11 protein-coding genes are annotated in these 11,551 nt (G+C 61.4%); 5 read left to right on the forward strand and 6 right to left on the reverse strand.

Annotated features, from left to right (window positions below; genetic code table 11):
* Positions 1-329: glycine cleavage T C-terminal barrel domain-containing protein (locus SX1_RS23220; RefSeq protein WP_043146229.1), on the forward strand; the 329-nt coding region annotated here is incomplete at its 5' end.
* Between the two features lie 153 nt (positions 330-482).
* Here the strand turns inward: SX1_RS23220 and SX1_RS20805 are convergent.
* Entirely contained in the window at positions 483-1,364 is an 882-nt protein-coding gene (locus SX1_RS20805) for a Rossmann-like and DUF2520 domain-containing protein (RefSeq protein WP_019054642.1), read from the reverse strand.
* Between the two features lie 3 nt (positions 1,365-1,367).
* Complete coding sequence (htpG, locus tag SX1_RS20810) at positions 1,368-3,254, reverse strand: molecular chaperone HtpG (protein ID WP_026150011.1); 1,887 nt, start codon at positions 3,252-3,254, stop codon at positions 1,368-1,370.
* A gap of 357 nt (positions 3,255-3,611) precedes the next feature.
* Here htpG and egtD point away from each other — a divergent pair, with 357 nt between their 5' ends.
* Genes egtD through SX1_RS20825 form a run of 3 tightly spaced genes read left to right on the forward strand, consistent with a single transcriptional unit; the run spans position 3,612 to position 7,128 of the window.
* Positions 3,612-4,610, forward strand: a complete 999-nt coding sequence (egtD, locus tag SX1_RS20815; protein ID WP_017181834.1) for an L-histidine N(alpha)-methyltransferase — start codon at positions 3,612-3,614, stop codon at positions 4,608-4,610.
* Positions 4,610-5,851 (forward strand): ergothioneine biosynthesis protein EgtB, encoded by a 1,242-nt coding sequence (gene egtB, locus SX1_RS20820; protein ID WP_019054644.1) that lies wholly within the window; start codon positions 4,610-4,612, stop codon positions 5,849-5,851. Before egtD ends, egtB begins: the two co-directional genes overlap by 1 nt.
* A 32-nt stretch (positions 5,852-5,883) precedes the next feature.
* The gene (locus tag SX1_RS20825; protein ID WP_019054645.1) at positions 5,884-7,128 is read left to right on the forward strand and encodes an MFS transporter; all 1,245 of its coding nucleotides are present in this window, start codon (positions 5,884-5,886) and stop codon (positions 7,126-7,128) included.
* A 170-nt stretch (positions 7,129-7,298) separates the two neighbouring features.
* Here SX1_RS20825 and SX1_RS20830 read toward each other — a convergent pair whose 3' ends face one another.
* The 4 genes from SX1_RS20830 to SX1_RS20845 form a co-directional block, all read right to left on the reverse strand.
* Entirely contained in the window at positions 7,299-8,057 is a 759-nt protein-coding gene (locus tag SX1_RS20830; RefSeq protein WP_019054646.1) for an IclR family transcriptional regulator, read from the reverse strand.
* Between the two features lie 6 nt (positions 8,058-8,063).
* Entirely contained in the window at positions 8,064-8,462 is a 399-nt protein-coding gene (locus tag SX1_RS20835; RefSeq protein ID WP_241763587.1) for a nuclear transport factor 2 family protein, read from the reverse strand.
* Positions 8,459-9,586 (reverse strand): cobalamin-independent methionine synthase II family protein, encoded by a 1,128-nt coding sequence (locus SX1_RS20840; protein ID WP_017181829.1) that lies wholly within the window; start codon positions 9,584-9,586, stop codon positions 8,459-8,461. Before SX1_RS20840 ends, SX1_RS20835 begins: the two co-directional genes overlap by 4 nt.
* 117 nt (positions 9,587-9,703) lie before the next feature.
* Complete coding sequence (locus tag SX1_RS20845) at positions 9,704-10,558, reverse strand: p-hydroxycinnamoyl CoA hydratase/lyase (RefSeq protein WP_017181828.1); 855 nt, start codon at positions 10,556-10,558, stop codon at positions 9,704-9,706.
* A 210-nt stretch (positions 10,559-10,768) separates the two neighbouring features.
* Here SX1_RS20845 and SX1_RS20855 point away from each other — a divergent pair, with 210 nt between their 5' ends.
* Positions 10,769-11,536: an SDR family NAD(P)-dependent oxidoreductase gene (locus SX1_RS20855; protein ID WP_017181826.1), complete on the forward strand. Its 768-nt coding sequence runs from the start codon at positions 10,769-10,771 to the stop codon at positions 11,534-11,536.
* The last annotated feature ends 15 nt before the right edge of the window (positions 11,537-11,551 follow it).

The following is an 11,551-nucleotide window of genomic DNA, read 5'->3' on the forward strand; positions in this document are numbered from 1 at the left end:
AGCCCAAGTTCCTTGAATTCCCCAGCGCGGTCTACTGCATGCATCCCTATGACGCAGTGCTGAAGGACGGCAAGACCATCGGTCTGTCCACCTGGATCGGTTATACCATCAACGCAGGTCGCTTCCTGGCGCTGGCGATGGTCGATGCCGAGTTCGCCGAACCAGGCACCGAAGTGACCCTGCTCTGGGGCGAACCCAATGGCGGCACCTCCAAGCCGACCGTCGAGCCTCACGTCCAGACCGAAATCAAGGCGATCGTTTCCTCGGTCCCCTATTCGGAAGCTGCCCGCGACAATTATGCCGACGGCTGGCGCACCAAGAAGGCCTGATCACTCCTTGTGAGCGGGAGGAGCGGGGGATGCCGAAAGGCGTCCCCCGTTTCCATTTGGGGCAGATGTCGGTTGCGGCCGGAAGCGGCATTGCCCGTGATTTCCGCCAATTACCACTCGCTCAATAGGGTGGCGAATCCATTATCGGCGCTATCATTCATCCGTTTCCAGAAGCCAGCGACAGGCATCAGACCCGCTTGATCCCTCCGCCCTTTCCAGCGCGTCAAGCGTTGCGGAGGCCATGGCACGATATGGCGACAGGAGAGGGGGGCAGTCCTGTCGCAAGGCGACCAGATGCCTGCCGATCGTTGCCGCGTCGCCGCGCAGCAGCGGACCTGACAGGCCAGCCATGCCCTTTCCGAGCCCGTTCGCCAGCGCGGCGCGGGCAAGCGGTGCCAGCAGCGCTGCGGGATCGTCAACGCCTGCCGCCGCCAAGGCTTCTGTGGCGCCGGCAATCAGAGTAACCAGATGGTTGGCGCCATGGCAGAGCGCGGCATGGTAGAGCGGTCGGTGCGCTTCGCTGATCTCGACTGGCACGCCGCCCAGCAGCGCGACTATGGCCCGCGCCTTCGCGACAGACTGCGCCGTGCTGGCCGTCACCGCGAAACGCGCGCCGATCATCTGCTGCGCTTCGGCGATCGGATCGCCGGTGAAGGTCATGGCCGGATGAACAGCCGCGGTACCCCAGCCCTTGGCATGGAGCGGGGCCAGTATCCCTGCGCCACTGCGTCCGCTGACATGGAAGGCAAAGGCCGGCGCCGATCCGGCAACCGCTGCAAGTTGATGGATGCAAGGTTCTAGCGCATCGTCCGAGACAGCCAGAATGATCAGATCGCACCCATCGCCTATATCGGCCAACTGCGTCACGGCACTGGCCCGGCCGATTGATGCGGCAAGAGCAGCCGAATTTGCCGGATTGTAGCCCCAGATATGGAGTGGATCGCCAGAGTGGCGGGCAAGCACCAGCCCGATTGCCGCAGCAACCCGGCCAGTGCCTATGATCCCGATCCGTCGATAAGGTTCCCGCGCGGCCATGGCCTAATCGACGGCGCGGCGCATGAGCCTGTCGAGCCGCTCCGCAAACGCCCGGGCATCGCTCGGCTGCTCACCATCGGCGATCCGCGCCTGATCCAGCAGTAGATGGGCCAGATCGGCCTTCATCGCATTCGCATCATCGGTCGTCGCGAGCTTCTGGATCAACAGGTGGCCGGGATTAACTTCCAGCACAGGCAGGCTTGCCTGTGGCAGTTGCCCGGCATTGGCGAGCAACTTCTCCAATTGTCGATCCATCCCACTTTCCGACGCGACCAGGCAGACCGCGCTGCTTGTCAGCCGCTCCGACACCCGCACGTCGGATACGGATCCGGCGAGCGCCTCTTTGGCAAAGGCAATGAAGCTATCCAGCGCGCCCGCCTCTGCCTGAGGGGACGATGGGGCACCGTCGCTCAGTGGGATGAGGGTAAGATCGGCACCGCCCTGGGTCACCGACTTGAACGGTTTGCCGTCAAAGTCGACACCAATCGAGGTCCAGAAATTGTCGACCTGATCAGGAAGCAGCAACACCTCTATGCCGCGGGCGCGGAAACCTTCCAACTGCGGGGATGTTGAGAGCCGATCCAGATCGCTGCCGGTGGCATAGTAGATGGCCGTCTGGTTCTCCCGCAGGTCCGCGACATAATCTTTGAGCGAACGCCAGTCATCACCAGACGTCGTGGTCTTGAAGCGGGCGAGACCAAGCAGCGTGTCGCGCCGCTCGAAATCCTCATAAAGGCCCTCCTTGAGAACCGGCCCGAAATTCTCCCATATACGCAGATATGCTTCGCTGTCGCTATCGGCCAGTTTCTGCAGCTCGTTCAACACGCGGCCCGTCACGCCCTTTTGAATGGCTGCCAAGACCGGGCTGTCCTGGATCATCTCGCGCGACATGTTGAGCGGCAGATCGGTTGAATCCACAAGCCCGCGTACGAAGCGAAGGTAGCGGGGCAATACAGGTGCTTCGTCCGTGATGAAGACCCGGCGCACATAGAGCTTGATATGCCCTTTGCGGTCGGGATCGAACAGGTCGAACGGCTTGGTCTGCGGAATGAACGTCAGGACCGAATATTCAAACCGTCCTTCGGCCCTATAGTGAATGGTATGTGCAGGTGAATCATATTGCCCGGCAACGCTGCGGTAGAAGTCGGCATAGTCGGCTTCGCTGATCTCCGAACGGGGCTTCAGCCACAATGCAGCGCCATCGGCGACAAGCGCGCCTTCGCTATCGGCCTTTTCGAACAGGGTGATAGGCACGGGCACATGGCCAGACTGCGCCTTGACGATCCGCTCTACGGTTGATCGCTCCGCATAAGATTTGGCATCATCGAGCAGATGGAGGACGACGCGGGTGCCGCGTTGCGGCGCATCGTCCAGGTCCACGGGGGCGATCGTATAGGTTCCCAGCCCGTCGGAACGCCAGCATGCCGCATCGTCAGCGCCTGCCCGGCGGGAAAAGACCTCCACCTCGCGTGCCACCATGAATGCTGAATAGAAACCAACGCCAAACTGGCCGATCAATTGCGAATCCGCCTTGCCTGCGTCCGCTGCCAGCCTGTCCATGAACGCTTTTGTTCCGGACCGCGCGATCGTCCCCAACGTCTCGCCCATGTCCGCTGCGGTCATGCCGATGCCATTATCCTCGATCGTCAACCGCCCCTGGTCAGCATCCAGCGTCAGGCTGATGCGCGGTTGCGGATCGTCCCCCAGCAGCGAAGGCGTGGCAATGGCTTCATAACGCAGCTTCTCACAGGCGTCGGCTGCGTTTGAAATCAATTCGCGCAAAAAGACGTCGCGGTCGGAATAGACCGAATGCACCATCATGTGCAGCAACTTTGACACGTCCGCCTCAAAGGCGTGGGTCTCAGGCCGCGATGCAGTCTCGGTGGTCACGATGTTACTCCCCTTATGTCACGATGCAGCGGGGAGATGGCGGTGACATGGGATTTTTGCAAGATTGGGGCCATCGCTCCGGTATCGTTGCTGCATTGTCCACGACATGGAAGGCGCGATGTCGCCATTGCAGCAACCGACAAATGGTCTGGAACAACTGGCCTGTCACATACCGCGGAACGCTATCGCGTGGCGATCGTTTTGCTATTTCGACTTCCACGCGGGTCTTTGTAATCGAACCACAACAGGACAATGAGACTCCTCTGTTGCCAACGGCTTTCCTCGCTCGGTCCTTCCTGTTGGCTCAGATATGAATCACGCTTTATCCCCGGCCATTGAAGCTAACAGGAACTCTGCATGTACAATATGGCGCGCAATGCGATCGAAAATGATGAAACGCTGATCGATCTGGTCACCCCTGCGCCCGTCTCTGATACAGCCGAATTTCGACAGGCAGTGGTGGAGGGATTGTCCAGACCGGACCGGGCGATCCCGTGCAGGTTCCTCTATGACGCAGCGGGATCGGCAATTTTCGACCGTATTTGCGAACTGCCGGAATATTATCCGACGCGAACCGAGCGGCGGATATTGGAGACGCATGCAAAGGCGATCGCTGAGACGATCCGCGGTAACATACGCTTTATAGAATTGGGCGCAGGATCGGGCGGCAAGGCCGAAATCCTGCTTGATGCGATGGAGCAGGTGCGCGCCTATATCTGTATCGACATATCGCCTGTCCCGCTTGCGTCGGCGGCTGCCGCCGTGCGGACGCGCTATCCCGCTATCGAAGTCGATTCGGTTTGCGGCAATTATCTTGGAGAGCTTGATCTGCCGACGCGCGGGAATTTGCGCGACGTCTGCTTCTTCCCCGGATCGACCATCGGCAATTTCGACCGGGATGATGCGCGTGCGTTTTTGCGCCGATGGAGCCAGCGCCTGGGCCAGGATGGCCTGATGCTGATTGGCGTCGATCTGAAGAAGGACATCGCCCTGCTGGAGGATGCATATGACGATGCACAAGGAGTAACGGCGCAGTTCAGTCTCAACCTTCTGCATCGCGCCAATCGGGAATTGGCCGCCGATTTCGACACTGGCGCCTTTGCGCATCGCGCTCGTTATGTCAGCCAGCCTGGCCATATCGAAATTTCGCTGGTCAGTCGTCGCGATCAGACGGTCAGGCTTGATGGCCGGTCTTTCGATTTCGCGCGGGACGAGGCGATCCATGTCGAAAATTCGCACAAATATACAATCGGCGAATTTGCCTCTCTTGCCAAAGAAGCCGGGTTCGATAGCGTCGACGTATGGACGGACGAGGACGCCTTGTTCAGCGTTCACCTGCTGCGCGTGGCGGGCTGATGGGCGCTGCGCAGGATCGCTACCATTCTGTCCGCAAACTGACCGGAGACCTGGCAAACCCGCTTTCGGACGCGGATGCGACGATACAATCCATGCCCGATGCGTCGCCGGCCAAATGGCATCTGGCGCACACGACGTGGTTTTTCGAAACCTTCATCCTGCGCGACCATGTATCGGGCTATCGCCATTATCGTGCGGACTGGCCGTTTCTGTTCAACAGCTATTATGAAGCTGAAGGCGCGCGACTGGCGCGCGCGGCGCGTGGCATGTTGTCGCGCCCTTCGCTTGCCGACATTCTTGACTATCGCGCCGCGGTGGATGCGGCGATGGATCGCGCAATCGGGCAACTTTCGCCGCAAGTGCTGGCGCTGGTGGACCTGGGGTGTCAGCATGAACAGCAGCATCAGGAATTGTTGCTGACGGATATTCTTCACGCCTTCTCCCTCAACCCGCTGGAGGATGCGCTCTGGCCGCGCGAAAGTGGCGCGCCTCACGGGCAGCCCGGCCCGCTCAGTTGGTTGGACGGTAAAGAGGGGTTGGTCGAAATCGGCGCTGGCACGACCGGGGGCCGGGAATTCGCGTTCGATTGTGAAGGACCGCGCCACACCGCGTTGTTGCATTCGCATCAGATCGCCGATCGACAGGTCACCAACGCGGACTGGCTCGCCTTCATGGCAGACGGGGGATATGATGATCCGCGTCTGTGGCTGTCCGATGGCTGGGCCTGGCGTCAGGCTAACGATATACAGGCCCCTCTTTATTGGGCGGATGGTGAAAATGGCTGGACCAGTTTCACATTATCGGGCCGCAGTCCCGTCGATCCGGCTGCTCCTGTCTGTCATGTCAGCTTTTATGAAGCGGATGCCTTCGCCACCTGGGCTGGAGCGAGGCTGCCGACCGAAGCCGAATGGGAAGCGGCGGCTGCGCAGCATGATCCAGATCGCGGCAATTTGCTGGATAGGGCCGGGGACATCCGTCCGCGTCCGGCGCAAGATGGCCCTTCCTTCTTCGGCGATGTTTGGGAATGGACCGGCAGTGCCTTTCGTCCCTATCCCGGATTTCGCGCTGCCGATGGCGCGATTGGCGAATATAATGGCAAGTTCATGAGCGGACAGTGCGTGTTGCGTGGCGGCAGTTGCGCGACACCCCGCGGCCATATGCGCGCAAGCTATCGCAACTTCTTCTATCCCCATCATCGTTGGCAATTCATGGGACTGCGGCTGGCCAGAGACATGGCGTGACTGCCTCCACTGAACCCATTCCCCGCCGTTCCATGATAGCGGTTGCTCTGTCCACGGTGGTGGAATGGTATGATTTCACACTCTGTCTCTATTTTGCGCCGACCCTGGCGCGAGTGTTTTTCGGGGCTGGTGGCGAAAGTCTGGGCAAAACGCTCGCGGGATTTGCCATCGCTTATCTGATGCGCCCGCTTGGGGCGATCGCCTTCGGTCAGTTCGGTGATAGACGGGGCCGTAAGCCTACCCTGCTTCTATCTATGACGCTGATGACGGTTTCCATGCTGGTATTGGCGCTGCTTCCGACCCACGCCCAGATCGGCGCCAGTGCGGGCTGGTTGCTGATCGTGATGCGCTGCCTCATGGGCTTTAGCGTGGGCGGCGAGTATCCAGCGGTCGTGACCTATTTGTTCGAGACAGCACCCAAACACCGGCGCGGTCTTGTGACGTCCAGCGCGGCAGCCGCGAGCGAAATTGGCGGGCTGCTGGCTGTCGGGCTCTGCGCCTGGCTCACCAACGCGCTGCCGCAGGAAAGCCTTGATAGCTGGGGCTGGCGCATACCGTTCCTGTTTGGTGCCGCCCTGGCTGCCGGGATTTGGCTGGTCCGACAGATGATTCCCGAACCGCCTGCCTTCATATCGGATAGAGGTTTGAATGCCTCAAGCCGTTCGCCGATGGGCGACGCCTTGCTGAACCAGCGCCGGGGCATCGGCATCGGCTTTGCGATATCGGCGATCGGTTCGATTTCCTATTATGTCGGCATTACCTATGTTCCTTCCTTCGTCAGTCTGGTCCAATCGGCGGACGAAGCGGCGGCGCTGGAACTTTCGACCGTTGCCGCGCTGGTTGTCATCCTGGTGACGCCCTGTATCGGATGGTTGTCCGATCGCATTGGCCGCAGGCCGGTTTTACTGGGCTTGTGCGGATTATGCGCCACGCTGTCGGTGCCGATGTTCTCGCTCATTGCCCATGGCGACCGGATGCCCGCCCTGCTCGCCGTCATGTTGCTGGCCGCGCTGGCAGGCGGGGTGAGCGCCGTGGGTGCCGTGGCAACGGCTGAGCAATTTCCCGCGCGCGTCCGCCTCAGCGGCTTGGCGCTGGGCGCAACCACGGCGACGGCGGTGTTTGGCGGCGCTGCTCCTTATGCGGCATATCTGCTTCAAAACTGGTCAAATTCACCTGCGACGCCAGGCGTGATGATTGGCGCGGTCGCTGTCGCGTCCGGTCTGGTACTGGCCAGAACGATGCAGAGCGCGGGAACAACTGCGCCCGCGGCTCGATAGCTGCCGCCCGTCCAGAGTGTCATTCGCAATATGAGGTAAGGATCGGTTCCGTCATCGACTGTCCGACGTCTAGAATTCAGGATGAGGTTCCATGCTCGGCCCGCATTGAGCTGTAACAAGCCGACGGCGGCATTGCACGGCGCGCCTCTGCCGGATGGCCTTTTCTCTCACTATGCTGGCGTCTCCGCCGCGGCGAAAAGACCGACGGTCTGCTCCAGTTTTTGAACCACGCGGGCTTCCAGCTCCGCGGTAAAGCGGGGCAGGGGGATGGCGACAGCAAAGGCGCCGACCGCCATGCCATCGACCAATGCCGCCATACCAAGGCCGCAAATGCCCGGCGTATACTCCTCCCGCGTGCGCCCAACGCCCGTCGTGCGGATCGCTGCCAGTTCCTTTCGCAACGCCTTCTCGTCTGTCACGCTATGGGGCGTGAACGGCTCCAATCGCACTTGTGCGAAATAGGCGTCGATTTCATCGCCGGACAGCGTAGCCAGCAATGCCTTGCCCGCCGCCAGGCTGTGCATGGGAATCCGCGTTCCCACGCTGATCGAATAGCGCAGCGACTGTTCCGCTGTTTCCGTGACAATGGCTTCCAGTTGCCAACCGTCCCGCACAAAGAAAGACGCGGTCTCGTTGGTCTGTGACCGCAAGGATTTGACCAGCGGCCGCACCCTGTCCGCCAGCGACAGGGCCATGCGTGGCGACACGAGCCGGGCCAATGCCGGGCCGGGCAGGTAGCGCCGCCCGACCCGCGCCAGATACTGTCGCTCGACCAGCGTTGCGAGCAGATAGGACAGGCTGCTGACTGGAATGGTAAGGCCCGCCGCAATCTCCTGCGCCACCACGCCTGCCGGCCGCGCGACGACATATTCTATGATGTCGATCGTCCGCATCGCCGATTTGACAGTAGATGGCGTGGTGCCATTCATGGGCAGTTAGCTCCCCTGGAAAGTCAGGCTACCCCGCCGCTCGGCAAAGCGCCATCCCGCCGCGCCCAGGACGAAGCGGTCGTGAAACGATCCGACCTTAGGCGCGCTATCGCCCGTGAACAACAGCATCGCGCTTTCCCCCACCGCCTCGGTCGCGCTCAGCACGTCGATCACGACATTGGAACAAATGTGCCGCGTCACCCGCGCCGGGCGGGCAAGGAACGCTGCCAGGATGGCGTCGCGCCCCTCCACCCAGTCGTCAGGTGCCGTTGGCCGCGCCATCCGTCCGTCCGGCGCGTAGAGGGCCGCCACGCCCTGCCAATCGGCGGCATCGTTCAAATTGGCATAGAGCGCGATCAGCCGCGCGCAATCCGCCTCGATGTCGCGTCGTTCATCCGCCGTCACAGCCGTGCGTCCGCCAGATCCGCGCCCGCGCGCAGCGACCGCAATTTCTTCCACGTCACTGCCGGGTCGATCTTGCCATAGCCAGCAAATGTACCGAACCCGCAATCGGTGCTGCCGATCACCCGATCCTTGCCGACGATCCGCGCAAAGCGCTCGATCCGCTGGGCGATCAGTTCGGGATGCTCGACATAGTTGGAACAGGTGTCGATCAGGCCCGGCGCCAATATCTTATGATCGGGAATGGTCGCATCGCGCCACACCGTCCATTCATGTTCGTGGCAGGGATTAGCGCCCTCGAACAGGATGGTCGCCGGACGGGCGGCAAGGATGATGTCGATCACCTTCTCCAGCGCAATGTCATGGTCATGCGGGCCTTCATAATTGCCCCAGCAAATATGCATCCGCATCCGTTCCGGCGGAATATTTGCGGTGGCAGCGTTGAGCGCCTCGACATTGGCCGCGGCAATTTTCAGAAATTCTTCTTCACTGGCGTCCTGATAGCCAGTGTGCCGCGACATCGCTAGGTCGGGGCAATCGAGTTGCAGGTCGAAGCCTGCCGCGACGATCGTCTCATATTCCTCCCGCATCGCGTCGGCCAGATCGGCCAGATAGGCTTCGTGGCTTGGATAATGGCGATTGACCTGAAAGGCAGTGATCAGTCCTGGCGAGGCTGCGTTTATGAACGCCCGCACGCCATCCCCATGGGGCGCCAGCGCGGCCTTGAACCGGCGGATATCGTCATGCAGCGGTTCCAGCGTCACCTTGCGCACCGGCCCGATGCAGGACGCGCGGGTAAAATCCTGACTGCCCATGATCGCAGCCAGCTTCTGCCGCAGTTCCGGCAAGGGCGCGAGGTCGGCGGCAGGCCTGCGGTCGGTATGACCGCCAAAACCCGACAATCGCTCGATCATGTAGGTGGAATAGCCAACCTTGCCCAATTCGCCATCGCTCACGATCGATACTCCCGCCTCGATCTGGGCGGTCACGGCTTCGCAAACGGCGGCTTGCACCAATGTGTCGAACGCTGCAGCGTCATAGGGCTCCCCCTTGTCGCGGGCCAGCAGCAGCGGGGTCAGTGCGTCACCACGCGGCAGGCTGCCCACATGGGTGGTGGCAATGGACATAAAGATCCTCCTCCTGTTTGGAGCACCCTGCCACAGTTTCGCGGATATGGATATATCGCGGATATGAAAAAATAGGCGCCGAACATTGTCCGGCGCCCGTCAGGAGGGTTAGGGGAATCAGGCTGCGCTGTCAGCGTTCGCCTTGGCCTTGGACAGGTCATAGGCGCCCAGGCCCGGCTTGTAGCTTTTTTCGTCGATGAACTGGCGGATGCCTTCCTTGCGACCTTCAGTCTTGTCGTGGAAATTGGCTGCTTCCTGCATGCGCACCAGATAATCCTCGGCCTCGTCATAGGTCATGGTGTTGACGCGACGGACTGCATCCTTGGCGAATTTGAGAGCGACCGGATTCTTCGACAGCAGCTTGTCGGCAACCGCGCGGGTGCGGTCTTTGAGCTGGTCGAGCGGCACGCTTTCATTGACCAGTCGCATGGCCGACGCCTGCTTGCCGTCGATCAGGTCGCCGGTCAGCGTCAGCCACATGGCGTCGCGCATCGACAGCAGGTCGACCACCACCTTGGTCACGCCACCGCCGGGCAATATGCCCCAGTTGATTTCGGACAGGCCGAACTGCGCTTCATCCGCGCAGATGGCGAGGTCGCAGGCGAACAGCGGGCCAAAGCCACCGCCAAAGCACCAACCATTGACCATCGCGATGGTCGGCTTCTGGAACCAGCGCAGGCGGCGGAACCAGCCATAGCTTTCGCGCTGCGACTTGCGCACACCGCGCAGGCCATCGGCCTCGGTCTCGCGGAAATATTCCTTCAGGTCCATGCCCGCTGACCAGGCCGTGCCTTCGCCGCTCAACACCAGTACGCCGACATCGTCGCGGAATTCCAGTTCGTCCAGCACTTCCATCATGCGCCGGTTGAGCGTCGGGCTCATCGCGTTGCGCTTGGCGGGGCGGGCGAAATTCACCCAGGCGATCCGGTCCTCAACATGCACCGATACGACGTCTTTTTCGTTTTCCATCATCCTGCTCCCTGGCTGGTCCTGTGAAAGGCGGGCCGGGGGCGGCCTCACCGAATATGTATGCTAGGGATACAATATCGCAGGGAGAATTGGCAAGCGAATTTTATGATCCTGCCTATCGGCCCGCCCGGCGCTGGCTTGACAACGCCGTCGACCCGCTAGATGATAACGATCGTTATTAAATCGTCGACATGAACGGCGGAGCGAGGCGGGATGAACGTGAACGGCAAATTGGCGCTCGTGACCGGGGGCGCATCGGGCCTGGGCGAAGCCTTGGCGCATGCGCTGCGCGACGCAGGAGCGCGGGTCGTCGTGCTCGATCGACATCCGGCTACCCTGACCGGGATCGAATCGATCCCTTGCGACATCACGGACGAAGCGGCGGTAGCGGCTGTCATCTCGGCCATTGTCGATCGCCATGGCCCGATCGCGATATTGGCCAATGTGGCTGGCATCGGCGGCATCGGTTCGATCGCATCGCCCGCTGGTCCGGGGGACATCAGCGCTTTTCGGCGGGTGATCGACGTCAACCTGATCGGCGCGGTTGCCGTCACTGCCCATGTTGCCCATTCCATGATTGCCAATATGCCCGATGGCCCTGATGGCGAACGCGGCATCATCCTCAACGCCTGCTCGATCGCCTCGTTCGAGGGGCAGGAAGGGATGGACGCTTATGGCGCGTCGAAGGCGGCGCTGGCTGCGCTGACGCTGATTTGGGCGCGCGACCTGTCGCGCCATGCGATCCGCTGCGTGGGGATAGCGCCCGGCTTTTTTGCAACGCCGATGACGGCGCCCATGCCCGATGCGCTGGTCGACGAATTGATCGACGGCATGGAATTTCCCCGCCGCGCGGGCACCGCGCAGGAATTTGCCGATGCCGCCATGTTCCTGATCCGCAGTCCGATGATCAACGCTGAAATATTGCGGCTCGACGGTGGTGCGCGCCCGCCGGCCCGCACCCGCTGGACCGCGGCGGCCTGAATTTCTTTCCAGTCA

Origin of the sequence: Sphingobium xenophagum NBRC 107872 (assembly GCF_000367345.1) — a bacterium.
GTDB lineage: Bacteria > Pseudomonadota > Alphaproteobacteria > Sphingomonadales > Sphingomonadaceae > Sphingobium > Sphingobium xenophagum.